Raw genomic sequence first — 26432 nt, 5'->3', positions numbered from 1 at the left:
CGTCTTGCCGTGGTCAACGTGCCCGATCGTCCCCACGTTCACGTGCGGCTTCGTCCGCTCGAACTTCGCCTTCGCCATGTCTCTTCGCGCCTCATCCCTTGCGGACCATGAGCGGCCCCGTTCAACATCGCGGGCCGCATACTGGCTCGAATGGGGGAAATCAAGCGTCAGTTGGTAGGCGGCGGAGTCGCGGCGGGCGAGAACGGCACCCGCTGCTGTTCCGGCTCGGGCTCGAACCATTGCGGGTTCTCGCGCAGCCAGTCCTCGATCTGCACCGCCGCCTGCTCGGCGAGGTTGGCCAGCTGCTCATCCGCCCCGCGCGTCAGGCCGGAGCCGAGGATTGGCACGGTATTCTGCAGCCCCTCGAAGGCGGTGATCCGCTTCGGCTCCGGGTTCAGCTTCTGCTGCGTCGCGTTGTCGAAGACCGTAACGTCGAGCATCAGGATCGACTTCGGCTGGTAGACAATCGGGACGCCCGGCTGCGCCAGGACATAGCCGCCGACCACGATGCCGAGATGGTAGAGCCCGTCGCCGTCGTACCGGCCGAGGCGGGCTCGCACCGCCGAGTCCACGGCTGCCTTGAGCTGCTCCGGCGTGGCCTCGCGAGAGAACGGGCCCTTGGTCGGGCTCTCGGCCAGCGCGATGGCGTGCCCGAGGCGGAAGTCGCCGATCGGCTCCGGCCGCTCCTCGAGCGGCTGCCCGGCGCAGGCGGCGAGCAGGCCAAGCATGGCGATCGCGGCCATGGGCCGCAGAACTGAGCTTGTCGGCATGGTGTTCCTTCGTCCTGAGCTCTTTCGATAGAAGCGCTGTACACGTGAATCAATCGGCGGTCGGGGTCGTGAAGCGGTTGTCCCGGGGGAAGCCGCGCGGCGCCATGCGGCCGGAGCCAGCGCGTCTGCCAAGCCATTCGGCGAGGTCGGTCTGCGTCCGCGTCCGCCCGGCGGGATCGCGCCACGCCAGCCCCTCAGCCAGCGTGAAGGTGCGCACGTCGCTCAGGCCGCCGTCCTTGTAGCGCTGCAGGCGCACGCCCTTGCCCCGCGCCATCTCGGGCAACTCGTCGATCGGGAAGACCAGCATCTTGCGGTTCTGGCCGACCACTGCGACGTGGTCGCCCTTGACCGCCCGAACCGCCGCCGCCGCGGCGTCGCCTCGCACCGTCAGCACGCCCTTCCCGGCCCGCTTCTGCGCCACGACTTCGGCCTCGGGCACGACGAAGCCGTCGCCGGCGGTCGAGGCGACGATCAGTCGCCGCGCCGCGTCGTGGACGAAGAGGTCGACGATCCCGGCCTCGTTCGGCAGGTCGACCATCAGACGCACCGGCTCGCCCAAACCCCGGCCGCCCGGCAGGTTCGCGGCGGAGAGCGTGTAAAACCGCCCGTTCGAGCCGAAGAGGATCAGCTTGTCGGTGGTCTCGGCGTGGAACAGGAAACGGCCCTCGTCCCCGTCGCGGAACTTGAGCTGCGTGTCGGCGGCGATGTGCCCTTTCATTGCCCGGATCCAGCCCAGGCGGGAGCAGACGACGGTGATCGGCTCGCGCTCGATCATCGCCTCGGGCGGCAGGTCCGGCACCTCGGTCGCCTCGGCGAAGCGCGTCCGGCGGGCACCGCCCGGATGGTCACGGCCGAACCGGCGCTTGGTCTCCTTCAGCTCCTCGGCGATGCGCGCCCATTGGAGCGCCGGATCGTCGAGCAGGGCCAGCAGGCCCGCGCGCTCGTCCGCCAGGCGGTCACGCTCGGCCCTGAGTTCCATTTCCTCGAGCCGGCGCAGGCTGCGGAGACGCATGTTCAGAATCGCCTCGGCCTGCACCTCGCTTAGCCGCAGGGCGTCACCCTCCGCCGCGGGCGGCGACAGGTAATCCGCCTCGGAGGTCGCCCGCACGTACTCGCGCGACCAGTCCTCGCGCATCAGCGCCGCCTTCGGCTCCTCATCGTAGCGGATGATGTCGATCACCCGGTCCAGATTAAGGAACGCGAGAATGAAGCCGTCGAGCACCTCGAGCCGGTGGTCGATCTTGCCGAGGCGATGGCGCGAGCGGCGCACCAGCACCTCGCGCCGGTGGTCGAGGAAGGCGCGCAGGACTTCCCTGAGCGAGCAGACCTTCGGCGTGCGCCCGTCGATCAGCACGTTCATGTTTAGCGAGAAGCGCACCTCGAGGTCCGAGTTGCGGAAGAGCATCGCCATGAGTTGGTCGGGATCGACGTTGCGTGACCGGGGCTCCAGCACGATGCGGATGTCATCGGCGCTCTCGTCTCGGACGTCGGCCAGGATGCCGACCTTGCGGCTCTGGATCAGCTCGGCAAGCTTCTCGATCAGCCTGGACTTCTGCACCTGGTAGGGGATCTCGGTGACGACGATCTGCCATGTGCCGCGCCCGAGATCCTCGACCGCCCAGGTCGCTCTGACGCGGAACGCGCCGCGCCCCGTCCGGTAGGCTTCGGCGACGGCGGCGGGCGGGTCGATGATGACGCCGCCGGTCGGGAAGTCCGGGCCGGGGATGTAGTTCAGCAGCGTCTCGTCCCGCGCCTCGGGCGCACGGATCAGGTGCAGGCAGGCGTCGCAGAGCTCGGCGATGTTGTGCGGCGGGATGTTCGTCGCCATCCCCACCGCGATGCCCGACGCGCCGTTCGCCAGGAGGTTCGGGAACGCCGCCGGCAGCACCACCGGCTCCTGCAGCGTGCCGTCGTAGTTCGGGCGGAAGTCCACCGCGTCTTCGGCCAGGCCGTCCAGCAGCGCCTCCGCCGCCTCGGTCAGCCGCGCCTCGGTGTAGCGGCTGGCGGCGGCGTTGTCGCCGTCGATGTTGCCAAAGTTGCCCTGCCCGTCGACCAGCGGGTAGCGCATCGCGAAGTCCTGCGCGAGCCGCACCATCGCGTCGTAGATCGCAGCGTCGCCGTGCGGGTGATAATTGCCCATCACGTCGCCCGCGATCTTCGCGGACTTGCGGAACGCACTGTTCGCGCCAAGACGCAGTTCCCGCATCGCGTAGAGGATCCGTCGGTGCACCGGCTTCAGCCCGTCGCGCGCGTCGGGCAGCGCGCGGTGCATGATCGTGCTGAGCGCGTAGGTCAGATAGCGCTCGCCGATCGCGCGGGCGAGCGGCTCGGGCACCTCGTTGGTGGGCGGCAGGAGGTCTTCGGGTTCGTCGGCCATGCGCGGGTCGTGCTACACTGTCGCCACGGGCGCGGCAAACGCTGACGGGGAACTTTCCGCGGCGGCGGGGCGATAATCTGCCGTACCCGGTGTGTAGTGTAGGATGTTTCCATGTTGCGATTGACGGCCAGCCTTCTCGTTGCCCTCTATGCGGTCCTGATCATCTGGGGCGAACCCCGTCGCGAACCGGGGGTCGAGGTCACGCGCAACAACAGTCTTGCAACGACGCTGGTCTCGCCGGCATCAGCACGCGACGAGACTTCTCCAGCAACGAACGTCAGCCCGGCCGAGGCAGTGCAGATCGCGCTGGCCGCGGGCGAGGCCCGGCCGGAAGCGGCGCCCGCGGCCGTCGCCGTTCGCGAGGCCGAACCGGCGACGGAGCCGCAGCGCGATGTCCGGTTCGTGACGGGTACCCGCGTGAACCTCCGCGCACAGCCGACCACCAGCTCCGCCATCGTCGGACAGGTCGGGGTCGGCGACGCGGCCGAGGTTCTGTCCGAGGGTGACGGCGGATGGGTCCGCGTCCGCACCCTGGATGAGGGCACCGAGGCCTACATCTTCGGCCGCTTCCTCTCGCTCGAGCGCCCGGCCTGACTGACGCGCGCCGCTCGATCCTCATCACCGGCTGCTCGTCCGGCATCGGGCTCGCGTCAGCGCTGACGCTGCGCGATCGCGGCTGGCATGTTCTCGCGACGTGCCGCAAGCCTGGAGACCTTGAGCGGCTGGAAAGTCTTGGGCTGGAAAGTTTCCTCCTGGACGTCTCCGATGTTGTCTCGGTGACGAAGGGAGCGGAGCAGGCGCTGGACCGCGTGGACGGGCGACTCGACGCGCTCTTCAACAATGCCGCCTTCGCCTGCCCCGGCGCGGTGGAGGATTTGCCGCGCGAAGCTCTGCGCGAGATTTTCGAGACCAATCTCTTCGGGCTCCATGACCTTACGCGCCGGGTGCTTCCGGCGATGCGTGCGCAGGGGGCCGGCCGCATCGTAAACTGCTCCTCGGTTCTCGGCTTCGTCGCGGCACCTTGGCGCGGCGCCTACGTGGCCACCAAGTTCGCGCTGGAGGGGCTGACCGACACGCTGCGGCTCGAATTGAGGGGCACGCCGATCCGCGTGGTCACGATCGAGCCGGGGCCGATCGAGAGCCGCTTCCGCCGCAACGCAATCCCGCATTTCGAGCGCTGGATCGACTGGGAGCGATCGCCGCATGAGAACGCTTATCGCACGACGCTGCACAAGCGGCTCTACGAGGGCGGGCGCGACCAGTTCCAGCTCCCGGCCCGCGCGGTCGCCCAGACCCTGGCACGGGCGCTTGACGCGCCACGGCCGAAGTCGCGCTACCGGGTGACGGTGCCGAGCCATGTCGCGTGGACGCTCCGCCGGCTACTGCCGACGCGGGCACTGGACGCGGTGCTGTCGCGGGGGTAGCTCCGGTTCGCCCGGAACGCTGGCGCGCCTACATGACGAGCGGGACGCGGAAGGAGCGACATGGCATCTGATCCACTTTTCATCATCGTCGGCATTGCGGTCCTCATCGTGCTGGGCATCCTCATGGTGGGCATCGGCGGCTTCGGCCTCGGCGGCGAGTTCAACCGCAAGCACGCCAACCGCGTAATGCGGCTGCGCATCCTCGCGCAGGCACTGGCGGTGCTGCTGATCCTCGTCTTCGTCTTCTTCCGTCGCGGAGGGTGAAGCCATGGTCGTGCTGAACAAGATCTACACGCGGACCGGCGACGCGGGAGACACCGCCCTCGGCGACGGATCGCGGACGGCCAAGCACGCGCTGCGAGTGGCGGCATACGGAACCGTGGACGAGGCGAACGCGACGGTGGGGCTGGCGCGGCTTCATGCGGCGGAGGTCGTGGACGAGGCGCTGATGCGGATTCAGAACGACCTCTTCGACCTCGGTGCCGACCTCTGCCGACCTGGCAGTGCCGCCGACGCGGACGCGGAGTATCCGCCGCTTCGCATCGCGGCCGCGCAGGTGAGACGTCTCGAGGGCGAGATCGACGCGATGACCGCCGAGTTGGAGCCGCTGCGCTCGTTCATCTTGCCCGGTGGCTCCGCGCTGTCCGCGGCGCTGCACCTTTGCCGCACGGTCACGCGGCGGGCGGAGCGCCTGACGGTCGAGCTTGCGGGGCGCGAGGAGGTCAATCCCGAGGCCGTGCGCTACCTCAACCGGCTGAGCGACTGGTTCTTCGTCGCGGCACGCATGGCCAACGACGGCGGGCGCGCCGACGTGCTCTGGGTTCCTGGAGCCAACCGCTGAAGGCGGCGGCCGCAGAGCGGCGGGCGGAGGAAAGCGCCAGCCGCTCACCCTTGCGTCGCCCCGCGGTTTTGGCCTGTTGTCCGGGGTCTCATCGGGCTAACTGACAGGCGGAACGTGAACGATTGGTCCGCATGCGGGCCACGATGAGGGAGACGCACGCATGAAGGTACTCGTGCCGGTGAAGCGCGTGATTGACTACAACGTGAAGGTCCGGGTGAAGTCCGACGGATCGGGAGTCGATCTCGCCAACGTCAAGATGTCGATGAACCCGTTCGACGAGATTGCGGTCGAGGAGGCGATCCGGCTGCGCGAGAAGGGCGTGGTCGAGGAGGTCGTGGCGGTTTCCATCGGCGTGAAGCAGGCGCAGGAGACGCTGCGGACGGCACTCGCCATGGGCGCCGACCGGGCGATCCTGATCGTGGCCGCCGACGACGTGCACCAGGACATCGAGCCGCTGGCGGTGGCGAAGCTCCTCAAGGCCGTCGTGGACGAGGAGCAGCCGGGGCTGGTGGTCGCCGGCAAGCAGGCGATCGACAACGACATGAACGCGACGGGCCAGATGCTGGCGGCGCTGCTGGGCTGGGGCCAGGCCACCTTCGCCAGCGCGGTGGAGATCGACGGCGACCATGCGAAGGTCACGCGCGAGGTGGACGGCGGGCTGCAGACGATCCGCGTGAAGATGCCGGCGATCGTGACCACCGACCTGCGCCTCAACGAGCCTCGCTACGCATCGCTGCCGAACATCATGAAGGCCAAGAAGAAGCCACTGGAGGAGAAGACCCCTGCCGACTACGGCGTGGACGTCGCGTCGCGGCTCGAGGTGGTCAAGACGGCGGAGCCGGGCGGCCGCAAGGCGGGCGTGATGGTGGGCTCGGTCGACGAGCTGATCGCGAAGCTCAAGGACGAAGCGGGGGTGATCTGATGGCGGTTCTTCTGATTGGTGAGGTGACGGACGGGCAGCTCGCCGTCGACGCGACGGCCAAGGCCCTGACGGCCGCGAAGCTGCTCGGTGAGGTTACCGTCCTCTGCGCCGGCGCCCACGCTTTGGACGCAGCGCAGGCGGCGGCAGGGCTTGACGGGGTGGCCCGCGTGCTCTGCGCAGAGGACGCCGCGCTCGGCCATAGGCTGGCCGAACCCACGGCGGCACTCATCGTCTCGCTCGCGGGCGACTACGACCACATCGTCGCGCCTGCGACGACGGACGCCAAGAACATCATGCCGCGGGTCGCGGCCCTGCTCGACGTGATGGTCATCTCGGACGTCTCGGGTGTGGTGGACGCGGACACGTTCGAGCGCCCGGTCTACGCCGGCAACGCGATCCAGACGGTGAAGTCGAAGGATGCGAAGAAGGTGCTCACCGTCCGCACCTCGACCTTCGACGCGACGGGCGAGGGCGGGTCGGCGGAGGTCGAGACCATCTCAGTCGCCGACGATCCGGGCCTCAGCGAATGGGTCGAGGACAAGCTCGCCGAGAGCGACCGGCCCGAACTGACCTCGGCCAAACGGATCGTGTCCGGTGGCCGCGGCATCGGCTCCGCCGACGACTTCGCGATGATCGAGAAGCTGGCCGACAAGCTCGGCGCCGCGGTCGGCGCGTCGCGCGCGGCGGTCGACTCGGGCTATGCGCCGAACGACTGGCAGGTCGGGCAGACCGGCAAGGTGGTGGCGCCCGAGCTCTACGTCGCGGTTGGCATATCCGGCGCTATCCAGCACCTGGCCGGGATGAAGGACTCGAAGGTCATCGTTGCGATCAACAAGGACGAGGAGGCGCCGATCTTCCAGGTCGCCGACTACGGCCTCGTCGGCGATCTCTTCAAGATCGTACCGGAGCTTACCGAAAAGCTCTGACTCCATCAGGGCGCGCCGCTTCAGAGGTGGCGCGCCAGCCGATCCGCGAGAATTTCGGCGGCGCGAACGTGCTCGGCGGGACCGGGCAAAGCCTCGGCGGCCGAAAATTCAAGCGGCGCGAACACCATCCCCTCGGTTCCCAGCTCAGGATAGGGCCTCGGCGCCACGACCTCCACGATGTCGAGGACATGCGGCCGCAGCAGCTCGATCATCTCTCGCGTCACGAAGAGCGGCCCGGCATCCGCGGCGGGATCGGTGGCCTCGCCGGGCCGGCGGTCCGCCATCCAGAGCAGCACCGCGCGCCCGCTGAGCTGTCGTACCAGCGCCTGCATCCGTGCGACCCAGGCCTCGGCCAGCTCCCGCTCCAGCATTGCGAAGCGGTCGGACGAGGCCGCCTTCAGCACGCCGAGAAGGTGCCGCGTGAAGTGGATGTCGGTGAAGTCGATCTCGGGCCAGATCCCCTGCATCACATTCGACGCCCGCAGGAAGCGGTCGTTCCGGCGCGGATGCACGGTGTAAAAGCGGTTGGACATGTTCTGTGCGCCGGTGATTTGGATCACCGTCAGCGCCGCTTCGGCGCACGCCTGCATGACGACATCGTCGGCGATGAAGACGTCAAGGCCGGCGTTCACGCACCCGAAGTTCACGACGGTTCGTCCAAGACGCCGCTCCAGCAGGTCGGCGAAGGGCTCCGGTACGAAGCGGCCGTAGGTCTCGGTTCCGCCCAGCGTTGCGACGTAAGGCGCTCGCAGATCCTTCGCCGGACCGCGGAAAGTGGTGCGCGAGGCTCCGTAGCGGCAGGGCGCGTAGTCCAGCGCCGTCGCTGACACCTTCTCGAACGTCATACCGATCACACCTCGTCAAACCCTCAGGTTCGATAGCCGCCGCATGGTTGCCAGAGTGCTAAGGTCGCAATTCGACCGATCGCTTGCGCACGGCACCACGGCCTGCCAAATGTCGCGCGGTCAGCGGAGATGTGAGGGCGACATGGAAATCGCGAAGGTCGGCGTCGTCGGAGCAGGCCAAATGGGCAACGGCATCGCCCATGTCTTCGCCCTCGCCGGATACGAAGTGCTGATGACCGACGTCAGCCGCGACGCGCTCGAGAAGGCGCGCGAGCTGATTGGACGGAACCTCGACCGGCAGGTCTCGCGCGAAAAGATCTCGCAGGCGGAGCGCGACGCGGCGCTCGACCGGATCGCCACGACGTTGACGCTGAGCGACCTTGGGCAGTGCGATCTGGTGATCGAGGCGGCGACCGAGCGCGAGACGATCAAGACGGCGATCTTCGAGGACCTCGTGCCGCACCTCAGGCCGCACACGATCCTGACCTCGAACACCTCGTCGATCTCGATCACGCGGCTCGCGAGCCGGACGGACCGGCCCGAGAAATTCATGGGCTTTCACTTCATGAATCCGGTACCGGTGATGCAGCTCGTCGAGCTGATACGCGGCATCGCGACCGACGAGGTGACCTATCGGACGCTTCTTGGCGTGGTGGAGAAGCTGGGCAAGACCGCGGCAAGCGCCGAGGATTTCCCCGCCTTCATCGTCAATCGCATCCTGATGCCGATGATCAACGAGGCGGTCTACACGCTCTACGAGGGCGTGGGCAACGTGGGCTCGATCGACAACGCGATGAAGCTGGGCACCAACCACCCGATGGGGCCGCTGGAGCTCGCGGACTTCATCGGACTCGACACCTGCCTCGCGATCATGAACGTGCTGCACGACGGGCTGGCGGACACCAAGTACCGGCCCTGCCCGCTCCTGACCAAGTATGTCGAGGCCGGCTGGCTTGGCCGCAAGACACAGCGCGGGTTCTACGACTACCGCGGCGAGACGCCAGTTCCCACACGCTAGCCCAGCGCCAGCGTCGTCTCCCGCAGCCACCGGACGAAGTCCCGCGGTCGGTCGCGCCAGCGGGCAATCTCTTCCGGCAGGATCGGGTGGCCGACGACCGGCGCCTGCGGCCTGTTGCGCGCGTTGACGACCTCGTGGATCAGGAGGCCCTGGCGCAGCGTCGGCGATACCTGGTTCGCAAGCTGATACCAGCGCGAGTTCTGGCCTGGGAAGTAAATCGGCAGGACTGCCGCCCCCGACCGCTGCACCAGCTTCGCGGTGAAGGGATTCCACTCCGCCTCGACGGCCGGACCGAAGGGTCGCGCGGACGCCGCCACCGAACCAGACGGGAAGAGCACGATCGCACCGCCGCCGGCGAGATGCGCCATTGCCTCGGCCCGCATGGCAAGGCCGCGCTTCTGTGCGTCGGGCTCGTGCGGGAACGGCACCGGGATCGTAAACGGGTCCAGGATCCGCACACCGGTCAAAAGCGAACGCGTCAGGATCTTGTAGTCCGTCCGCACCCGTCCAACGAGCTCCGCCAGAACGATGCCGTCGATGAGACCGTGCGGGTGGTTCGCCACAACCACCAAAGGGCCATCGCGCGGAATGCGCGCAATTTGCTCCGCCGGCGTCCGGACTTCGATTCCCATGTGCCGCAGCGCATCGCCCCAGAAGGCCTGCCCTGGCAGGATGCCGCTACGCTCGAACCGGCGGATCAGGCGCAGCAGCGTCAGCTTGCCTGTAAGCCACTCGAGCGTGCGGATGACGTTGGCCTTGACTGGGTCCGGAAAGGTATTGGCGTAGGACAGCCGCCGCCGGTCATAAGGGGGCTGTCTCTGCGTTCCCTCTCGGTCGGCGGCTGACGTTTTCTCGGTCACAGGCTCCAGCCGGTCGGGCGGCACCCGGCGCCGCTCAGAAGGGTTCGCCGAAACGGTCGGCGACAAGTCGTTCGATGGCCAGGGCGAGGGCCTCGGCCTCGGCCCCCTTCGTCTCGACATCGATGCTGGTTCCGCGCGACGCGGCCAGCATCAGAAGGCCCATAATGCTGTCGCCCGACGCGTCGAGGCCATCCTTCGAAACCGTAGCCCGCGCGTCGAACTTCTCCACCGTCTCGACGAGGCGCGCCGAGGCGCGCGCGTGCAGACCCTTCTCGTTGACGATCTTCAGCGTCCTGCGGCAGGTCATCGGCAGAGGGAGCAGTCGAAGCTGTCAATGTACTTGCGTCCGGCCGCCAGCGCCTGCTCGACCGCGGCCTCGACCGTGGCATGGCGGGATTTGGCGAGCTTGATGAGCATGGGAAGATTGGCGCCGTATACGATCTTGCGGTTGGCGGGCGAGCAGGCCCTGAGCGACAGGTTCGACGGCGAGCCGCCGAACATGTCAGTCACCACGACCACGCCGTCGCCGGTGTCCACGTCGTCGGCGGCGCAGCAGATCTCGTCCTGCTTCATGCCCCTGTCGTGGTCCGCCTCTATCGAGATCGCACGAATCCCGGGCTGATGGCCCACGACATGCTCCACCGCTGCCAGGTACTCCCTTGCGAGACCGCCATGCGCGACGATCACGATCCCGATCACGCTCGCCTACCCCAAATCCCGGGCGTCTGCGGCCGGCCCGCGACGCTCGATTTCTCTGTGCCTAGTTGACACTCGCCAACCGTCGTCCGCAAGCGCCCGCGCGATCACCTCGACAACAGTAACCGACCTGTGTTGCCCTCCGGTACACCCGAAGCCGATCGAGAGGTGCGACTTGCCTTCGTCGCGATAGCCTGGCAGCAGGATCCGCGCGAGGTCGCACCAGCGCTCGATGAAATCGTCGTACCGCGGGTCGCCGGCGACGTGGCCTGCGACAGCCGGATCCAGCCCGTCGAGCGGCCGAAGCTCGGGCACCCAGTGCGGATTGCGCAGGAAGCGCACGTCGAACGCGAGGTCCAGACCCGATGGCAGTCCGCGCTTGTAGGAGAACGACTGTAGTGAGATCGCCATGTCGTGCGTCTCCGAAGGCCCCAGCATCTCGGCCAGCCGTGCACGCAGCTCATGCGGCGAGAGCTCGGATGTATCGACCTTCAGCTTTGCGAGATCCCGGACCGGGTCCAGCATCTCGGTCTCGCGCCCGATGCCGACGCTGGGGTCCGCGTCCGGTGACATCGGGTGCCGGCGCCGCGTCTCGGAAAAGCGCCGCATCAGGACGTCCGGGCGGCACTCCAGGAAGAGCACGTCCACCGTCGCGACCTGTCGCAGCGTCGCGACCAGTGCGGCCATGTTGCCCGGCGAGAAATCCCGGTTGCGCGGGTCGAGCCCGAGCGCCAGCGGCCGCTCCATCACCGGCCCGTCGAAGAGGCGCGGAACGAGCGACAGCGGCATGTTGTCGATGGCCTCGAAACCCAGATCCTCGAGCGCGGCTATGGCGGTGGAGCGGCCTGCGCCGGCCGGGCCCGTGACGAGGACGACGCGCACGCTCATGGTGCCACTCGAGCGCCGCGAAGCAACTGCACCAGCGCCGCGGCGAAGGCAGGACCCTCGGCTCGCAGGATCAGCGGCACGTCCCGCCCGACGAGGTGGGTGACGCGGAGGGGCGGCATGCGGTCCATCTCCGATTCCGACAGGTCGACCACCGCGCAAAGTCGCGCCCGCGTCCGGTGCGCCACGTGCAATACGCCGATCCCCCGCGCCTCGATCAGACCCGCGATCGCTTGCGGCGGCCGCGCCACGGGCGGGCCGTCGTCGGGCGCTTCGATCAGCGTGCGATCGTCAGACACGAGGGACGCACCGAGTGCGATCATCTGCAACGCCAGTGACGATTTCCCGCTCCCGGCCGGTCCCCGGATCAGCAGCGCGGCGGCGTCGACAGCAACTGTTGTTCCGTGCACGACGGTTGTTGTCTCACCGATTTCGCTTGATCGTTGTGGCACCACCTGGCCCGGATGAACATTGTGTTGCGCGAGATTGGCCAAAGTCGACGGCCGCGCAAGGCCCCTGTCGCCGCGACGGTGCGGCAGCAGCAGATTCATCCCGGCAGGCCGACGACGAAACGCGCGCCAAGCGGCTCGGACGTCACGTCGGCCTGGGTCGGCCGGATGTTCTCGGCCCAGATCACGCCGCCATGCGCCTCGACGATCTGCTTCGAGATGGCGAGACCGAGGCCGGAGTGTCCGCCGAATTGATCGGCCGGCCGCTCGGAATAGAATCGGCGGAAAATCATGTCGAGCGCCTCTTCCGGCACGCCCGGCCCGGTGTCCTCGACCACGATCAGCACGCGCTTCGACCGTCGGCGCGCCCAGATGCGGATCGCGTCGCCCTCTTCGCAGAACGAGATCGCATTCGAGACGAGGTTCACCACGACCTGCGCCAGCCGCGCCTCCAGCCCCCGGATCAGCACCGGTTGGTCCGGCAGGTCCGAGATCACCTCGACCCCCTTCGCCGCCGCCTCGCGCTCGAAATGCTCGACGAGGCGCGACAGCATCCGGGTGAGGTCCAGCACCTCCTCGTCCTCGCGCACCAGCTCGCTGTCGAGGCGGGAGGCGCTGGATATGTCGCTGACTAGCCGGTCGAGGCGGCCGACGTCGTGCTCGATCACCTCCAGCAGCTTCTCCCGCTGGTCAGGCCGCGACGCGACACGCATCGCGCCGACCGCCGACTTCATCGACGCGAGCGGGTTCTTGATCTCGTGAGCCACGTCGGCGGCGAACTGCTCGTTCACGTCGATCCGATCATAGAGCGCAGCGACCATGCCCTTGAGCGATCGGGAGAGTCGGCCGATCTCGTCGGTGCGGCCAGTCAGGTCGGGGATCCGCACGCGGTTTGCGCCGACGGCGCGGGCGTCGCGGTCACGCCCGGCCTCGGCCGCCTCGGCGAGCCGGGCGAGCGGCGTAGCCACCGTCGAGGCCAAGAGCAGGCTGGAACCGATCGAGACAACGACCGCCACCGCAAACATGCGCAGCACCTGCTCGCGCTCGGCCCGGGCCATAGAATCGATCTCGCCCGCCGCCGAGGTCAGCACCACGACGCCGCTGCCGAGCGGCTCGGAAGCCGACAGTACGGTGCGACCCTCGATCTTCACGATCGACAAGCCATGGCCGTCATCAGCCAGCGCCCGCGCAAGCTCCACGCGGGAGGGCGTCGGGGGGTCGCGCGACTCCGCGCGACGGTGGTCCGAGATCGCGATCCAAAGGAGGTCCAGCGCGTCGGTGAAGTAGGTTCTGCTGCCCGGCAAGGATGGCTGCCGCAGGTGCCCCTCCGCCATCGCCAGAAGCGTGCCACGACCGTCGAAGATCAGGATGTCCGCCGACGAGATGCGGGCGATCTCGTCGACGTGAAACATCAATGCGTCGTTCGAGGACAGCGTGCCGCCTTCCAGCAACGCGGCCGTCAGCCGCGCCTCGGTCATGAGCGCAGCCGCTCGCTGCTCCAAAAGGCTCGAGCGGAAGGGCGCCGCCCAGAGCACCCCGGCCACCAGGAAGGTGAGCGCGAGGAGGTTGAGCGCCACGATCCGAATTGCCAGTGGAGAGGCCTCGATGGACACTCCTCGCCAGAGCAAGGGCCGCGACGGCGCTCCGACGTGCTCCTGCGCGAGTGCCACCTTAGCTCTGGTTGTAGCGGTAGCCGATGCCGTAGAGCGTCTCGATCGCCGAGAACTCGGGATCGACTGCCCGCAGCTTTTTGCGCAAACGCTTTATGTGGCTGTCGATCGTGCGGTCGTCGACGTAGACCTGATCGTCGTAGGCCACGTCCATCAGCTGGTCGCGGCTCTTCACGAAACCGGGCCGCTGCGCCAGCGCCTGAAGCAGCAGGAACTCCGTCACGGTCAGCGTCACCTCCCTGCCCTTCCAGCTCACGGAATGCCGCTGCGGGTCGATGCTGAGGTCGCCGCGCACCATCGCCTGCGGTGACTCGGCAGTGCCGGCCGCATCGCCCGCCAGCGTCTCCTGCCGGCGCAAAATCGACCGGATCCGCTCGACGAGCAGCCGCTGGGAGAAGGGCTTGCGGACATAATCGTCCGCGCCCATCCGCAAGCCCAGGACCTCGTCCACCTCGTCGTCCTTCGAGGTCAGGAAGATCACCGGCAAATGCGATTTCTGCCGCAGCCTCTGCAGCAGGTCCATGCCGTCCATCCTCGGCATCTTGACGTCGAGGATCGCGAGGTCGGGCGAGCGGCGATGGAAGGCGTCGAGCGCCGACTGCCCGTCGGAATGGATCTCGACCTCGAAGCCCTCGGACTCGAGCAGCATCGAGACCGAGGTGAGGATGTTTCGATCGTCGTCGACCAGCGCAATTCTTGACATGACGCCTACCTTTCGATGCGTCGCCGCGATTCGCGTCGGCGACCTCTCGCGAGCAGGACATGCCATGAAAAGGCCAAAGGAAGGCCTAACTGTTGCCGCCTCTCCGCCGGCGTCCCGGTCTAGTGGCGGGCGGCCGGAGGTGGTTGCGCTAAACCCGGACCTGGTGGCGATAACATGGCGTTGTGCAGCTACCACCAAGCGGCCACATCGTCGTATGGCTTTTGACCTGGCGTCGCAGCCAATGCTGCGCGGAGTGTGTTTTTCGCCGGGAGGCGGAGGAGGAGCGAGATGACCCAGACCGGCTACGTCAATCCCAGCAAGCGGCTCGAGGACCAGGGACTGGAGGGGCTGGGAGCGGTGCATTACAACTTGCTCGAACCGGCGCTGATGGAGGCGGCAATCCGGCGCGGCGAAGGCAAGCTCGGCCTCGGCGGCACGCTGCTCGTCACGACCGGCAAGCACACGGGTCGCTCGCCCAAGGACAAGTATGTCGTCCGCACCCCCTCGGTCGAGGACACGATCTGGTGGGAGAACAACGCGCCCATGACACCCGAAGCCTTCGATCGCCTCTATGACGACATGGCCGCGCACATGAAGGGCCGCGACCTCTTCGTGCAGGACCTGTTTGCCGGGGCCGATCCGGCGCACCGGCTCGACGTCCGCGTCGTTACCGAGCTTGCGTGGCATGGCCTCTTCATCCGCCACCTGCTCCGCCGGCCTGACCGCGAGGGTCTCGCCACGTTTGAGCCCGATTTCACCATCATCAACTGCCCGAGCTTCAAGGCGGACACCGCCCGCCACGAATGCCGGAGCGAGACGGTCATCGCGCTCAACTTCGATCGGAAGATCATCCTGATCGGCGGCACTGAGTACGCGGGCGAGAACAAGAAGTCGGTTTTCACGCTCCTTAACTACCTGCTGGCGGGTAAGGGCGTGATGCCGATGCACTGCTCGGCCAACCACGCGCCGGGCAACCCGATCGACACGGCCGTCTTCTTCGGCTTGTCCGGCACCGGCAAGACGACGCTCTCGGCCGACCCGAACCGCGTCCTGATCGGCGACGACGAGCATGGCTGGTCGGACCGCGGCACCTTCAACTTCGAAGGCGGCTGCTACGCCAAGACGATCAACCTGAGCGCAGAGGCCGAGCCGGAGATCTACGCGACGACGCGCAAGTTCGGGACCGTGATCGAGAACATGGTGCGCGATCCGGAGACGCTGGAGCTCGACTTCGATGCCGACCATCTGACGCCGAACATGCGCTGCGCTTACCCGCTCGACTACATCTCCAACGCGTCGGAGACGGCGCTGGGCGGACATCCGAAGCACGTCATCATGCTGACCTGCGACGCGTTCGGGGTATTGCCGCCGATCGCCCGGCTGACGCCGGCGCAGGCAGAATACCACTTCCTGTCGGGCTTCACGTCCAAGGTCGCGGGGACCGAGCGCGGCGTGACCGAGCCGCAGCCGACCTTCTCAACCTGTTTCGGCGCGCCATTCATGCCCCGCCGACCCGAGGTCTATGGCGAGCTTCTGCGAGCCAAGATCGCGCGGCACGGCACCACCTGCTGGCTCGTCAACACGGGCTGGACGGGCGGCGCCTATGGCGAAGGTCGCCGCATGCCGATCAAGGCGACCCGCGCGCTTTTATCCGCCGCGCTGGAGGGCAGGCTCAGCGATGCCGAACTCCGCAAGGACCCGAACTTCGGCTTCGAGGTGCCGGTCAGCGTCGAGGGCGTCGACGATGCCCTGCTCGACCCGCGCAGCACGTGGAGCGATCCCGCGGCCTATGATCGGCAAGCGCAGAAGCTGGTGCAGATGTTCTCGGAAAACTTCGCCCAGTACGAGAGTCATATCGACGAGGACGTCCGCGCCATCGCTTTGGGGTGAACTCCGTTCGGAGCTTGGGCCGTCACATCACCGCTCGCCGGATCAGGTTCAGCCCCGCCACGATCAGCACGATTAGGGTGGCGCGGCGGAACCTTCCGGGATCGAGCGCATCCTGCAGCCGCACCCCGACCGCCATCCCGAGCGCGGCGGGAACCAGCATTGCTGCCGACAGCATCGCGCCCGGGCCGTCCAGAACCCCCGAGCGCAGGTGCGCCAGCGTCAGCGCCACCGCTCCCAACGCGTAGACGACGCCCTGAACGCGCAGGTGCTCGCGCTTCGGCGTATCGATCGCCGTAAGGTACATCACCGTCGGCGGCCCCCAGACGCCGGAAACGCCGCCCATCCCGCCGGCGAGCGCGCCGATCGCCACTTCGGCCCGCGCCCTCGACCGCTGCGGTACGTAGAGCCGCCAGCCGGCGAGCTGCAGCACGCAGAAGACCGTCACGATCACCCCGAGGATGAGCAGCATCACCTCTTGCGGCAAGATCCGAACCATCTGCGCGCTGAGCACGATGAAGATCAGGACCACGAGGATGTAGCGCCAGAAGCGTCGGGCCGAGGCCGCGGCTTCTCGCACGCCGTCGCGCGCCGCCTGAAAGAGGTTGCTGGCAAGCGTCGGCAGGATCAGCGCTGCCAGCGCAAGCTCGGCCGGCAGGATCGAGCCCAGTCCCGAGATCATGATCATCGGCATCGCGAAGCCGACCGCGCCTTTGACGAAACCCGCCGCCAGCGTGATCGCCGCCGCCAGCGCCAGCGTCACCCAGTCCAGTCCTGCCATACCGCCCTCGCCTTGCTTCGCGCTCTGATAGCGCGAGCGCCGCGCGGCTGCCGCAGCAAAATGAATGCCTCATTATCGTGCTGGGCCTGATGATGTGTAGCAATCTTGTTGCGCCGCAAGTGCGAGATTGTTAGCAAGTGCAGCGACAGACCTGAAGGAGACGCACATGCCTCACGACGGCCCTCCCGATTTCGCTGCGCCGACTTCTCTCCTCGAAGGGCTGGAGGACGCCACCGTAGACGCTGTCGCCGCTGTGGAAAACCTGCTGGAGAAGGCGGTCGCGCGGGTCGGGGGCAAGCTGGGCGCTCTGGACCCGGCCACGCTCGAGGCGAATCAGGGGGCGGCGCACGGGCTCGCCTGGCTCGCGACGTATGTGCAATCGCTGAGGCAGATGCACCGCTGGGCCACGGCGCTCGACGCCGACGGCGCGTTTGGCGAGATGGAAGCGCTGATCCTGCAAATCGCTTTCGGCGAGTACCTCGCGCAGATAGCGGGCGGCATCCCGATGAACCAGGGCGAGATCATCAGGCCCACGGACCTCTGGCTGAGGCCAGAGGATCTGGATGCGCTCAACCGGCCGGCGCCGCGTGCGCTCATAGAGCGCGGCAACAGCCAGGAGGCGCGGCTGCGCCTCGTCGCCCTGATGCGGGAGCGCGGCGCCGAGACGATGTTCGGCCGCAGCGGTCTGGACGACGAGCTCGAGATGATCCGCGAGCAGTTCCGCCGCTTCGCACGCGAGCGGATCGAGCCGCACGCCCACGCCTGGCATCTTCAGGACGCGCTCATCCCGATGGAAGTCGTCAACGAGATGGCGAACCTCGGCGTCTTCGGCCTAACCATTCCGGAGGAGCATGGGGGTCTCGGCCTGCCTAAGTCGACGATGTGCGTCGTTTCGGAAGAATTGAGCCGCGGTTATATCGGCGTCGGCTCACTCGGCACCCGGTCGGAGATCGCGGCCGAGTTGATCCTCGGCGGCGGCACCGAGGCGCAGAAGGCCCACTGGCTGCCGCTGATCGCCAGCGGACAGATCCTGCAGACCGCCGTTTTCACCGAGCCCAATACCGGCTCCGACCTCGGCAGCCTGCGCACCCGCGCCGTACCCGACGGCGACGGCTGGCGGATCACCGGCAACAAGACGTGGATCACGCACGCTGCGCGGGCACACCTGATGATGGTCCTCGCGCGGACCGATCCCGCCACCGACGACTATCGCGGCCTTTCGATGTTTCTCGCCGAGAAGACACCGGGCAGCGACGCCGACCCGTTCCCCGACCCCGGCCTCTCGGGCGGCGAGATCGAGGTCCTGGGCTACCGTGGGATGAAAGAATACGAGCTCGGCTTCGATGGCTTCCACGTCGAGGGTGTGGGGCTTCTCGGCGGGGTCGAGGGGCAGGGCTTCAAGCAGCTCATGCGCACCTTCGAGAGCGCCCGCATTCAGACCGCCGCGCGCGCCGTTGGCGTGGCGCAGTCGGCGCTGGACCTCGGGCTGCGCTATGCAGAGGACCGGCAGCAGTTCGGCAAGCCACTGATCGAGTTCCCCCGCGTCGCATCCAAGCTGGCCCTGATGGCGGTCGAGATCGCTGTGGCGCGCCAGCTCACCTATCACGCCGCGCAGGAAAAAGACGCGAGCCGGCGTTGTGACCTCGAAGCGGGAATGGCCAAGCTCCTCGCAGCCCGCGTGGCATGGGCGGCAGCTGACAACGCGCTGCAGATCCACGGCGGCAACGGGTTTGCGGTGGAGTATCCGATCAGTCGCGTGCTCTGCGACGCGCGGATCCTCAACATCTTCGAGGGCGCGGCCGAGATCCAGGCGCAGGTGATCGCGCGGCGGCTTCTCGCCTGAAGGAGCTCCTTGCAGGCAGGAATGCCATCAGCGCCGCTGTGCAAGCAGCGCCACCAATCGATCCCGCGCCGGCGGCAATGGCCGCTCGCCGAGTGCAGGGGCCAGCCGCGTCTGCAGGAAATGGCCTGTCAGCCGCAGCCCCGCCGCGATCTCCGCCTCGGTCGCCGGCCCCTGCCCCAACAGGCACGGCGGCAATGGCAGCAGCCGGTCGGCCCACTCGGCGGCCCCCTCTCGCGAGACCGCCCGCCCGGAGCGCGGAGAAACGTACGCGAGGTCCTCGCGCCCACCGGTCACCGCGCAGCGGGTGAGGTCGAGCCCGAAGCCGGTCTCGTCGAGCAGGTGCAGCTCCCATCGCAAGTAGGCGACCAGCCAGTCCGGCGCGGCAAGCGCGTCCAGCAGCGCCTCCGACCGAGCATGCAGCGCGGGGTGCGGCTCCCGCTCGGGCAGGCAGAAGGAAAGGAGCGACGTCACCGCGTTGAGCGCGGCCAGGGCGCGGCGATCCTCCATCAGGTCCGCCCGGCTGCGCAGCGGCTCGACGGTGAACGCGCCGATATGCTCGTCGAGGCGCGCACGCCATGTCGCCTCGAGCTCGGCGCCCGGCTGGAGAATCGGCCGCAGCCGCCTGCTGGACCCACCGCGGACGACGCCGGCGTGCCGGCCGTGCGCCGGTGTGAAGAGTTCAACGATCGCGGCGTTCTCCCCGTGCCGCCGCACGGCGAGGACAAAGCCGCGATCCCGCCACTCCAGCATCAGTCGGCGAGCCCCTCCTCGTCGAGCAGGTGCCGCCCCTCGCGGTCCTCGACCTCGATCAGCCAGAGGTCCGGGTCGTAACGGCGCTGCCGCGCCAGCGCGGCGTCGACCTCCGCGTCCCCGCCCTCGACGAGCGGCAGCCAGCGGCGCTCGCCGGTGGTCAGGTCGAACGAGCGCTGGAAGGCCCGCGCGCGGCCGTCGAGCGTCGCCACCTTGACGATCACCGCGCCCGCCGTCGCGTCACCGTGCGCCGTCACGAATGCCGGTATGGCGGCGAGCCGCAGCCTGTTGAGGTAGGCGCGGACCCAGAAGTCGGCCGTCAGCCGCGCCATCACTCGCCGTCGGAGAAGTCGAGGCCCATCTGCGAGTAACGCTCCGCCTCGTCCTGCCAGCCGGGCCGCACCTTGACCTGCAGGAAGAGATGCACCTTGCGGTCGAGGAAGATCTCGAGCTCCGCCCGCGCCGCCTGCCCCACGGCCTTGATCGTCTGCCCGCGTTCGCCCAGCACGATGCCCTTGTGGCCGTCGCGCGCGACGTAGACCACTTGGTCGATCCGGGTGGAGCCGTCCTTGCGGTCCTCCCATGCCTCGGTCTCGACCGTCAGCTGGTACGGTAGTTCCTGGTGCAGGCGCAGGGTCAGCTTCTCACGCGTGATCTCCGCCGCGATCATGCGCTCCGGCAGGTCGGCGATCTGATCCTCGGGATAGAGCCACGGCCCCTCCGGCAGCTCGCCCGCGAGCCAGCGCCGCAGGTGGTCGACGCCGTGTCCCTTCTCGGCCGAGATCAGGAACGTCCGCTCGAACGGGAAGCGCTGGTTGAGCTTCTCCGTCAGGCCCAGGAGAACCGGCGCCTCGACCCGGTCGATCTTGTTGATGGCGAGGGCGACGCGCCTTCCCTCGGCCCGCTCGGCCAGTGCGTCGAGGATGGCCTCGACGCCATTTGTGAGGCCGCGGTGCGCCTCGACCAGCAGGACCACCAGGTCGGCATCCGCCGCCCCGCCCCAGGCCGCGGCGACCATGGCGCGGTCCAGCCGGCGGCGCGGGCGGAAGAGGCCCGGCGTGTCGACGAACACGATCTGGCTCTCGCCTTCGATCGCGACGCCGCGGATCCGCGCCCGCGTCGTCTGCACCTTGTGCGTCACGATCGAGACCTTCACCCCGACCATCCGGTTCAGCAGCGTCGACTTCCCAGCGTTCGGCTCGCCGATCAGTGCAACAAACCCCGCGCGGGTCATTGCTCGCCCTCGAGTTGCGCGAGCAGCGCGGCGGCCGCGGCCTGCTCGGCGGGACGCTTCGCGCTGGCCTCGGCGCGGGCGCGGCGTCCGTCCTCCGTCCGGACCTCGATCGTGAAGATCGGCGCGTGGTCCGGTCCGGTGCGCCCGAGTTCAACGTAGCGCGGCGGCTGCTGGCCCCGCGCCTGCGCCCACTCCTGAAGCGACGTCTTGGCGTCTCGGGCGTCGCTGGCGACGTTCCCGATCCGGTCGCCCCAGAGTCGCAGGATAACCTTCTCGGCGGCGGCGAAGCCCGCATCCACGTAGACCGCGGCGATGATTGCCTCCAGTGCGTCGGCGAGGAGCGCGGCCTTGCGGCGACCGCCGGACATCATCTCGGACCGCCCGAGGCGCAGTACCGCACCAAGGTCGATCTCGGCTGCGACTTCGGCGCAGGTCTCCTTGCGGACCAGCACGTTGAAGCGGGGCGCGAGTACGCCCTCGGAGGCCGTGCGGTCGTGCGCGAGGACGGCCTCGGCCATGACGAGGCCGAGGACACGGTCGCCGAGGAACTCGAGGCGCTGGTTGTCGGGCCGCTGCGGGCTCGAGATCGAGGCGTGGGTCAGGGCGTTGATCAGCAGTTCAGGCTCGGAGAAGGTGTGGCCGAGCCGGTCACAGAAGTCCCGAAGGTCCGCCGACAGCTTCACACGATCTTCTCGAAGAAGCGGTCCGCGCGCCACGTCCAGAAGAACAGCATCGACCGACCCGCCGACGAGAACATCACCCGGTCGGCCCGGCCGATGAGGTTCTCGAACGGCACGAAGCCCACGCCCAGCGCATTCTGGCTGACGCGGCTGTCGGTCGAGTTGTCGCGGTTGTCGCCCATGAAGAAGAAGTGTCCCTCGGGCACGTCGAAGACCGGCGTGTCGTCGAGGCGCGTCTGCCTGATGTCGAGCACATTGTGACTGGTCCCGTTCGGCAGGGTCTCGATCGCGCGCGGCTTGATGCACTCGCCACCCAGCGGCACGCCCGCGTTGGCGCACTGCGGAAGGTTTCCGGCAGGACCCTGACGCTCGAAGGTCTCGACGAAGTTGCCAGCCGGCTCCTGCGGCGCCGGCTCGCCATTGATGTAGAGGATGCCGTCCCGCACCTGGATCCGATCTCCGGGCAGGCCGACCAGCCGCTTGATGAAGTCGGTTCCCGCCACCGGATGACGAAACACGACAACGTCGCCACGCTCTGGCTCGTCGCCGAACCAGCGGCCGTCGATGAAGGTGCAGATGCTGAACGGGCAGGAGTACTGTGAGTAGCCGTAGGCCATCTTGTTGACGAAGAGAAAGTCGCCGATCAGCAGCGTGTCCTTCATGCTGCCCGACGGGATCCAGAACGGCTGAAAGAAGAGCGTACGGAACACGCCGGCGATGAGGAGCGCATAGACCACGGTTTTCACCGTCTCCAGCACGCCTTCCTTCTTCTCGACCTTTTCCGCCATCATGTCCCGTCTCGCCGCGATGCCGGCGCTTGATGCGGCGGCGCAGCGACCAGAGTCAAGCTGAGCCTCTCGGGCGCGCCTCGATCACCACGAACGCCTGCGCCCAGGGGTGGTCGTCGGTCAGCGTGACGTGGATGATCGCCTCATGCCCATCGGGCGTCATCTGACCCAGCCGGTCCGCAGCCCAGCCGGTGACGTGCATCACCGGCTGACCTGTTCGCAGGTTGCTGACGGCCATGTCGCGCCAGGCGATCCCCATGCGGAGACCGGTGCCGAGCGCCTTGGAGCAGGCTTCCTTGGCTGCCCAGCGCTTGGCGTAGGTGCCTGCGGTGTCGCGCCGCCGCTCCGCCTTGCGCCGCTCCGTCTCGGTGAAGACGCGATTCACGAACCTCTCGCCGAAGCGATCGAGCGTGCCTTGAATGCGCTCGATGTTGCAGAGATCCGTGCCGATGCCGAGGATCACGCCGAAATCCGCACCCGGCTCACGCCGCGACCCCGGCACGCGCCTCGTCCATCAGCCGACGCATCTCGGCGATGGCGGCAGGCAGGCCGCGGAAGATCGCCTCGCCGATCAAGAAGTGGCCGATGTTGAGCTCGCGCACCTCCGGAAGGGCGGCGACCGGCTTGACCGTGTCGTAGGTCAGCCCGTGGCCAGCGTGGACCTCCAGCCCCAGCCCGTGGGCGAACGTTGCCATCTCGCGCAGCCGCGCAAGTTCCTCGTCGCGCTCGCTGAAGCGGCCCTCGGCATGGGCATCGCAGTAGGCGCCAGTGTGGAGCTCGACGACGGCCGCGCCGATGCGCGCGGCGGCCTCGATCTGTGCCGCGTCCGCCGCGATGAAGATCGAGACACGGCAGCCCGCCTCCCGCAACGGCGCGATGAAATGGGCGAGGCGGTTCTCGTCCCTCGCGACCTCCAGCCCGCCCTCGGTGGTACGTTCCTCGCGGCGCTCGGGCACGATGCAGACGGCGTGCGGGACGTGACGCAGCCCAATCGCCTGCATGTCGTCGGTGGCCGCCATCTCGAGGTTGAGCGGGACGTCGAGGCTTTGCACCAGCAGGTCAATATCGGCGTCCGAGATGTGGCGGCGATCCTCACGCAGATGGGCAGTGATACCATCGGCGCCAGCCTCCTCGGCCATCTGCGCCGCCCGCAGCGGGTCCGGGTACGAGCCGCCGCGTGCGTTGCGCACCGTCGCCACGTGATCGATGTTGACCCCCAGCCGCAATCGCCTTGCCGTACCCATCGTGAGACCTCCGCCGCTCTTCGGGCGACCCTACTCGGCGTTGAACATGCTGTCAGCCGCCGGTTTCGCAGGTCTGCGCGTCAGGCCCAGCCGCTTCTCCTGCCGCTTGATCCGCCTGCGCTGATACGCGCTGATGAGCGGCCGCGCTGCGCCATACGCGACCAGCGCCGCCGCCAGACCGGGTCCAATCCCACCGACGAGGTATGGCCAGAAGACCTGCCGGAAGAAGATGTCGAGCCGCGACCAGTCGGTCTCCGCGCCGCTGAGGACCGCGCCGAGGTTGCTCCAGAGCTCGAGCGACGCGTAGGAGAAGGATGCCACGATCCGCGGCAGCGGCACCGGCGGCTGCCCCAGCAGCCACGACCCCAGTTCAACGGAAGTCGCCGCGATGATCGGGAACGTGATCGGGTTGCCGAAGAACGTTGCCAGCAGCGAGGCGACGATGTTGCCCCTGATCGCCCAGGCCAGACCCGCCGAGAACAGGAAATGCGCGCCGAAGAAGGGTGTGAAGCTGATGAAGACGCCGGCGGCGATCCCGCGCGCGATCTTGTCGGCCGGATCCGGCAGGCGGCGCAGACGGTGTGACACGTAGCGTGCGGCACGAGTCCATCCGCCGCGCGGATAGATCCACCTGCCGACGGCGGCCGGCCAGGTTCGCTTGGTGCGCCGCTTGAACATCTCCCCTCCGTCAAGGGCGGCGGGACGGATCCCTCAGCCGCTTCACCTCCGCGACGTCGGTATCGGCCTCCAGCGCGAGCCGCACCGCGTGCAGGTGCTCAACGTCCCTTAGCTCGACATCGATGATCATCCGGTAAAAGTCCGGCTTTCGGTCCAGCACCCTGAGGTCGGAGATATTGGCCTTCTGCTCACCGATCAACGTGCAGACCCGGCCGAGCACGCCCGCGTCGTTCGACAGCGTGAGGTCGAGGCTGACCACGTGGACCGGAGGATGGCGGCCCGAATGCCATTGCAGGTCGACCCACCGATTCGTCTGGTCCTGGAGCTCGGCCAGTACCTCGCAGTCGATCGCATGCACGACCACCCCGCGGCCGCGATAGGTGATACCCACGATGCGCTCACCGGGGACCGGCTGGCAGCAGTCGGCGCGCTTGAACGTCTGCCCCGGTGACAGGCCGATGACCGCGCGCGCCTCGTCGATCTCGTCGCCCGTCTTGGCGGCAAGTTCGGGGTAGAGCGTCTCGATCACCTGCCGCGCGGTGATCTCGGCCGAGCCGAGATGCGCCAGCAGGTCCTCCGGTCCCGCCAGCCCGAGCTGGCGCGCCGCGGTGGTGAGCGCCTTCTCCGTCGCGCGCCGGCCGATGTGCTCGAAGGCGACTCGGACGAGCTCGCGGCCCAGCTTCACGAAGCGCTCGCGATCCTCCTCCCGCAGGCTGCGGCGGATCGCGGTCTTGGCGCGCCCTGTGGCGGCGATGTCCATCCAGGTGACCTGCGGCCGCTGGCCCTCGGCGGTCATGATCTCGACCGACTGACCATTCTTCAGCCGCGTCCAGAGCGGCACGCGCAGTCCGTCGACCTTGGCGCCCACGCAGGCGTCCCCGATCCGGGTATGAATGGCGTAGGCGAAGTCGATCGGCGTCGCCCCGCGCGGCAGCTTGACCACTTCGCCCTTGGGCGTGAAGCAGAAGACCTGATCCTGATACATCTCGAGCTTCACGGCCTCGAGGAACTCGTCGTGATCGTCGGCGCTGTCGAACTGCGCCGTAAGGGTCGCGATCCACTTCGCCGGATCGACGGCGAACGGATTCTCGGCCCGAACGCCGTCGCGATAGGCCCAGTGGGCGGCCACGCCCGCCTCCGCCACCTCGTGCATCCTGCGCGAACGGATCTGAACCTCGACCCGCTTTCCGTCGCGTCCCGAGACGGTGGTATGGATCGATCGGTAGCCGTTCGACTTCGGCTGGCTGATGTAGTCCTTGAACCGGCCCGGCACCGCCCGCCAGCGCTGGTGGATGGCGCCCAGCACGCGGTAGCAGTCCTCGTCGCTCTGCGTGATGACGCGAAAGCCGTAGATGTCGGAGAGGCGCGAGAAGCCCTGCTCCTTCTCCTGCATCTTCCGCCAGATCGAGTAGGGCTTCTTGGCGCGGCCGAAGACGTCGGCCTCGATCCCCGCCTTCTCCAGTTCGTGCCGGATGTCTGCGGAGATGCGATAGATGACGTCGCCGCTCTCGCGCTGGAGCGTGATGAAGCGGCGGATGATCGACGAGCGTCCCTCGGGGTTCAGCACGCGGAAGGCTAGGTCCTCGAGCTCCTCGCGCATCCACTGCATGCCCATGCGACCGGCAAGCGGCGCATAGATCTCCATCGTCTCGCGCGACTTCTGCACCTGCTTGTCGGCGCGCATCGACTTGATCGTGCGCATGTTGTGCAGCCGGTCGGCCAGCTTGACCAGGATCACCCGCAGATCCTTGGCCATCGCCATGAAGAGCTTGCGGAAGTTCTCGGCCTGCTTGGTCTCGGTCGAGCTGAGCTGGAGGTTGGTGAGCTTGGTCACCCCGTCGACCAGCTCGGCCACCTCCTTGCCGAACTGCTTGACGAGATCGGCGTAGGTCGAGCGTGTGTCCTCGATGACATCGTGGAGCAACGCGGTGACGATGGTCGCGTCGTCGAGCCGCATCTCGGTGAGAATGGCGGCGACGGCGACCGGGTGCGTGAAGTAAGGCTCGCCGGAATGACGCATCTGTCCGTCATGCATGCGCTCGCCGTAGGCGAACGCCCGTCGGATCAGTTCCGCGTCGCTGCGCGGGTTGTAGTTGCGGACGAGATCGACGAGGTCGTCCGCATCGATTCCACGCTGTCCGGCCTCGGCGAGCAGGGCCGT

The 26432-nt window shown here is 67.9% G+C and carries 29 protein-coding genes; 9 read left to right on the top strand and 20 right to left on the bottom strand.

Going from position 1 to position 26432, the window contains the following annotated elements; genetic code table 11:
* Positions 1-167 precede the first annotated feature (167 nt).
* Together JM664_RS17775 and parC are read right to left on the bottom strand one after the other, a co-directional pair.
* Positions 168-743 carry a hypothetical protein gene (locus JM664_RS17775; RefSeq protein WP_227421259.1) on the bottom strand — a complete coding sequence of 192 codons (576 nt, stop codon included), beginning with the start codon at positions 741-743 and terminating at the stop codon, positions 168-170.
* 76 nt (positions 744-819) lie between these two features.
* Positions 820-3147 (bottom strand): DNA topoisomerase IV subunit A, encoded by a 2328-nt coding sequence (gene parC, locus JM664_RS17770; RefSeq protein ID WP_227421258.1) that lies wholly within the window; start codon positions 3145-3147, stop codon positions 820-822.
* Positions 3148-3258: 111 nt separating this feature from the next.
* On the opposite strand from parC, the gene JM664_RS17765 reads away from it, so the two are divergent.
* The 6 genes from JM664_RS17765 (at position 3259) to JM664_RS17740 (ending at position 7260) form a co-directional block, all read left to right on the top strand.
* Positions 3259-3741: an SH3 domain-containing protein gene (locus JM664_RS17765; RefSeq protein WP_227421257.1), complete on the top strand. Its 483-nt coding sequence runs from the start codon at positions 3259-3261 to the stop codon at positions 3739-3741.
* Entirely contained in the window at positions 3738-4571 is an 834-nt protein-coding gene (locus JM664_RS17760) for an SDR family NAD(P)-dependent oxidoreductase (RefSeq protein WP_227421282.1), read from the top strand. Before JM664_RS17765 ends, JM664_RS17760 begins: the two co-directional genes overlap by 4 nt.
* 60 nt (positions 4572-4631) lie before the next feature.
* Positions 4632-4835 (top strand): twin transmembrane helix small protein, encoded by a 204-nt coding sequence (locus JM664_RS17755; protein ID WP_227421256.1) that lies wholly within the window; start codon positions 4632-4634, stop codon positions 4833-4835.
* Between the two features lie 4 nt (positions 4836-4839).
* Entirely contained in the window at positions 4840-5412 is a 573-nt protein-coding gene (locus JM664_RS17750; RefSeq protein WP_227421255.1) for a cob(I)yrinic acid a,c-diamide adenosyltransferase, read from the top strand.
* Positions 5413-5572: 160 nt separating this feature from the next.
* Positions 5573-6334, top strand: coding sequence for an electron transfer flavoprotein subunit beta/FixA family protein (locus JM664_RS17745; protein WP_227421254.1), 762 nt, complete (start codon positions 5573-5575; stop codon positions 6332-6334).
* Positions 6334-7260: an electron transfer flavoprotein subunit alpha/FixB family protein gene (locus JM664_RS17740; RefSeq protein ID WP_227421253.1), complete on the top strand. Its 927-nt coding sequence runs from the start codon at positions 6334-6336 to the stop codon at positions 7258-7260. The genes JM664_RS17745 and JM664_RS17740 overlap by 1 nt, the downstream gene beginning before the upstream one ends.
* A 20-nt stretch (positions 7261-7280) precedes the next feature.
* Here JM664_RS17740 and JM664_RS17735 read toward each other — a convergent pair whose 3' ends face one another.
* Positions 7281-8105 carry a DUF6473 family protein gene (locus tag JM664_RS17735; RefSeq protein ID WP_227421252.1) on the bottom strand — a complete coding sequence of 275 codons (825 nt, stop codon included), beginning with the start codon at positions 8103-8105 and terminating at the stop codon, positions 7281-7283.
* Positions 8106-8247: 142 nt separating this feature from the next.
* On the opposite strand from JM664_RS17735, the gene JM664_RS17730 reads away from it, so the two are divergent.
* The gene (locus tag JM664_RS17730) at positions 8248-9123 is read left to right on the top strand and encodes a 3-hydroxybutyryl-CoA dehydrogenase (protein WP_227421251.1); all 876 of its coding nucleotides are present in this window, start codon (positions 8248-8250) and stop codon (positions 9121-9123) included.
* Here JM664_RS17730 and JM664_RS17725 read toward each other — a convergent pair.
* From JM664_RS17725 to JM664_RS17695, 7 genes are read right to left on the bottom strand one after another with little or no spacing between them, the layout of a single operon-like run.
* Positions 9120-9983 (bottom strand): lysophospholipid acyltransferase family protein, encoded by an 864-nt coding sequence (locus JM664_RS17725; RefSeq protein ID WP_227421250.1) that lies wholly within the window; start codon positions 9981-9983, stop codon positions 9120-9122. The genes JM664_RS17730 and JM664_RS17725 overlap by 4 nt on opposite strands.
* A gap of 34 nt (positions 9984-10017) precedes the next feature.
* Positions 10018-10290, bottom strand: a complete 273-nt coding sequence (locus JM664_RS17720; protein WP_227421249.1) for an HPr family phosphocarrier protein — start codon at positions 10288-10290, stop codon at positions 10018-10020.
* Complete coding sequence (locus tag JM664_RS17715) at positions 10287-10682, bottom strand: PTS sugar transporter subunit IIA (protein WP_227421248.1); 396 nt, start codon at positions 10680-10682, stop codon at positions 10287-10289. The genes JM664_RS17720 and JM664_RS17715 overlap by 4 nt, the downstream gene beginning before the upstream one ends.
* A gap of 6 nt (positions 10683-10688) precedes the next feature.
* Positions 10689-11567, bottom strand: a complete 879-nt coding sequence (gene rapZ / locus JM664_RS17710; protein WP_227421247.1) for an RNase adapter RapZ — start codon at positions 11565-11567, stop codon at positions 10689-10691.
* On the bottom strand, positions 11564-12115 hold the full coding sequence (locus JM664_RS17705) for an HPr kinase/phosphorylase (protein WP_319637556.1): 552 nt from the start codon (positions 12113-12115) through the stop codon (positions 11564-11566). Before JM664_RS17705 ends, rapZ begins: the two co-directional genes overlap by 4 nt.
* On the bottom strand, positions 12112-13626 hold the full coding sequence (locus JM664_RS17700; RefSeq protein WP_227421246.1) for an ATP-binding protein: 1515 nt from the start codon (positions 13624-13626) through the stop codon (positions 12112-12114). Before JM664_RS17700 ends, JM664_RS17705 begins: the two co-directional genes overlap by 4 nt.
* A gap of 58 nt (positions 13627-13684) precedes the next feature.
* Complete coding sequence (locus tag JM664_RS17695) at positions 13685-14386, bottom strand: response regulator transcription factor (RefSeq protein ID WP_227421245.1); 702 nt, start codon at positions 14384-14386, stop codon at positions 13685-13687.
* A 288-nt stretch (positions 14387-14674) separates the two neighbouring features.
* Between JM664_RS17695 and JM664_RS17690 the strand changes: the two genes are divergently transcribed.
* Entirely contained in the window at positions 14675-16276 is a 1602-nt protein-coding gene (locus JM664_RS17690) for a phosphoenolpyruvate carboxykinase (protein ID WP_227421244.1), read from the top strand.
* Between the two features lie 22 nt (positions 16277-16298).
* On the opposite strand, the gene JM664_RS17685 is transcribed toward JM664_RS17690, so the two are convergent.
* Positions 16299-17054, bottom strand: coding sequence for a sulfite exporter TauE/SafE family protein (locus tag JM664_RS17685; protein WP_227421243.1), 756 nt, complete (start codon positions 17052-17054; stop codon positions 16299-16301).
* A gap of 166 nt (positions 17055-17220) precedes the next feature.
* On the opposite strand from JM664_RS17685, the gene JM664_RS17680 reads away from it, so the two are divergent.
* Positions 17221-18897: an acyl-CoA dehydrogenase family protein gene (locus JM664_RS17680; RefSeq protein ID WP_227421242.1), complete on the top strand. Its 1677-nt coding sequence runs from the start codon at positions 17221-17223 to the stop codon at positions 18895-18897.
* A 27-nt stretch (positions 18898-18924) separates the two neighbouring features.
* On the opposite strand, the gene recO is transcribed toward JM664_RS17680, so the two are convergent.
* From recO to JM664_RS17635, 9 genes are read right to left on the bottom strand one after another with little or no spacing between them, the layout of a single operon-like run.
* On the bottom strand, positions 18925-19647 hold the full coding sequence (gene recO, locus JM664_RS17675) for a DNA repair protein RecO (protein WP_227421241.1): 723 nt from the start codon (positions 19645-19647) through the stop codon (positions 18925-18927).
* On the bottom strand, positions 19647-19979 hold the full coding sequence (locus JM664_RS17670; protein ID WP_227421240.1) for a DUF1491 family protein: 333 nt from the start codon (positions 19977-19979) through the stop codon (positions 19647-19649). Before JM664_RS17670 ends, recO begins: the two co-directional genes overlap by 1 nt.
* Positions 19979-20881, bottom strand: a complete 903-nt coding sequence (era, locus tag JM664_RS17665) for a GTPase Era (protein WP_227421239.1) — start codon at positions 20879-20881, stop codon at positions 19979-19981. Before era ends, JM664_RS17670 begins: the two co-directional genes overlap by 1 nt.
* Entirely contained in the window at positions 20878-21564 is a 687-nt protein-coding gene (rnc, locus tag JM664_RS17660; RefSeq protein WP_227421238.1) for a ribonuclease III, read from the bottom strand. The genes era and rnc overlap by 4 nt, the downstream gene beginning before the upstream one ends.
* Entirely contained in the window at positions 21561-22349 is a 789-nt protein-coding gene (gene lepB / locus JM664_RS17655; protein ID WP_227421280.1) for a signal peptidase I, read from the bottom strand. Before lepB ends, rnc begins: the two co-directional genes overlap by 4 nt.
* A gap of 55 nt (positions 22350-22404) precedes the next feature.
* Positions 22405-22812, bottom strand: a complete 408-nt coding sequence (gene acpS, locus JM664_RS17650) for a holo-ACP synthase (RefSeq protein ID WP_227421279.1) — start codon at positions 22810-22812, stop codon at positions 22405-22407.
* A gap of 19 nt (positions 22813-22831) precedes the next feature.
* A complete protein-coding gene (locus JM664_RS17645) occupies positions 22832-23593 on the bottom strand; it encodes a pyridoxine 5'-phosphate synthase (protein ID WP_227421237.1) in 762 nt (253 codons plus the stop codon).
* A gap of 30 nt (positions 23594-23623) precedes the next feature.
* Positions 23624-24271 carry a DUF2062 domain-containing protein gene (locus JM664_RS17640; protein WP_227421236.1) on the bottom strand — a complete coding sequence of 216 codons (648 nt, stop codon included), beginning with the start codon at positions 24269-24271 and terminating at the stop codon, positions 23624-23626.
* A 10-nt stretch (positions 24272-24281) separates the two neighbouring features.
* Positions 24282-26399 (bottom strand): RelA/SpoT family protein, encoded by a 2118-nt coding sequence (locus tag JM664_RS17635; RefSeq protein WP_319637557.1) that lies wholly within the window; start codon positions 26397-26399, stop codon positions 24282-24284.
* Positions 26400-26432: the final 33 nt, after the last annotated feature.

Source organism: Roseitranquillus sediminis, assembly GCF_016918935.1.
GTDB classification, from domain to species: Bacteria; Pseudomonadota; Alphaproteobacteria; order Rhodobacterales; family Rhodobacteraceae; genus Roseitranquillus; species Roseitranquillus sediminis.
This window is presented reverse-complemented; position numbering and strand designations above follow the sequence as displayed.

Coding starts and splice junctions, on each gene's coding strand:
- JM664_RS17670 (WP_227421240.1), bottom strand. CDS start 19,979: ATGGCGCGGCTGACGGCCGACTTCTGGGTCCGCGCCTACCTCAACAGG.
- recO (WP_227421241.1), bottom strand. CDS start 19,647: ATGCTGGAGTGGCGGGATCGCGGCTTTGTCCTCGCCGTGCGGCGGCAC.
- rapZ (WP_227421247.1), bottom strand. CDS start 11,567: ATGAGCGTGCGCGTCGTCCTCGTCACGGGCCCGGCCGGCGCAGGCCGC.
- era (WP_227421239.1), bottom strand. CDS start 20,881: ATGACCCGCGCGGGGTTTGTTGCACTGATCGGCGAGCCGAACGCTGGG.
- JM664_RS17765 (WP_227421257.1), top strand. CDS start 3,259: ATGTTGCGATTGACGGCCAGCCTTCTCGTTGCCCTCTATGCGGTCCTG.
- JM664_RS17690 (WP_227421244.1), top strand. CDS start 14,675: ATGACCCAGACCGGCTACGTCAATCCCAGCAAGCGGCTCGAGGACCAG.
- parC (WP_227421258.1), bottom strand. CDS start 3,147: ATGGCCGACGAACCCGAAGACCTCCTGCCGCCCACCAACGAGGTGCCC.
- JM664_RS17755 (WP_227421256.1), top strand. CDS start 4,632: ATGGCATCTGATCCACTTTTCATCATCGTCGGCATTGCGGTCCTCATC.
- JM664_RS17745 (WP_227421254.1), top strand. CDS start 5,573: ATGAAGGTACTCGTGCCGGTGAAGCGCGTGATTGACTACAACGTGAAG.
- JM664_RS17645 (WP_227421237.1), bottom strand. CDS start 23,593: ATGGGTACGGCAAGGCGATTGCGGCTGGGGGTCAACATCGATCACGTG.
- JM664_RS17740 (WP_227421253.1), top strand. CDS start 6,334: ATGGCGGTTCTTCTGATTGGTGAGGTGACGGACGGGCAGCTCGCCGTC.
- JM664_RS17695 (WP_227421245.1), bottom strand. CDS start 14,386: ATGTCAAGAATTGCGCTGGTCGACGACGATCGAAACATCCTCACCTCG.
- JM664_RS17640 (WP_227421236.1), bottom strand. CDS start 24,271: ATGTTCAAGCGGCGCACCAAGCGAACCTGGCCGGCCGCCGTCGGCAGG.
- JM664_RS17680 (WP_227421242.1), top strand. CDS start 17,221: ATGCCTCACGACGGCCCTCCCGATTTCGCTGCGCCGACTTCTCTCCTC.
- JM664_RS17685 (WP_227421243.1), bottom strand. CDS start 17,054: ATGGCAGGACTGGACTGGGTGACGCTGGCGCTGGCGGCGGCGATCACG.
- JM664_RS17775 (WP_227421259.1), bottom strand. CDS start 743: ATGGCCGCGATCGCCATGCTTGGCCTGCTCGCCGCCTGCGCCGGGCAG.
- JM664_RS17720 (WP_227421249.1), bottom strand. CDS start 10,290: ATGACCTGCCGCAGGACGCTGAAGATCGTCAACGAGAAGGGTCTGCAC.
- JM664_RS17735 (WP_227421252.1), bottom strand. CDS start 8,105: ATGACGTTCGAGAAGGTGTCAGCGACGGCGCTGGACTACGCGCCCTGC.
- JM664_RS17730 (WP_227421251.1), top strand. CDS start 8,248: ATGGAAATCGCGAAGGTCGGCGTCGTCGGAGCAGGCCAAATGGGCAAC.
- JM664_RS17705 (WP_319637556.1), bottom strand. CDS start 12,115: ATGAATCTGCTGCTGCCGCACCGTCGCGGCGACAGGGGCCTTGCGCGG.
- JM664_RS17750 (WP_227421255.1), top strand. CDS start 4,840: ATGGTCGTGCTGAACAAGATCTACACGCGGACCGGCGACGCGGGAGAC.
- lepB (WP_227421280.1), bottom strand. CDS start 22,349: ATGGCGGAAAAGGTCGAGAAGAAGGAAGGCGTGCTGGAGACGGTGAAA.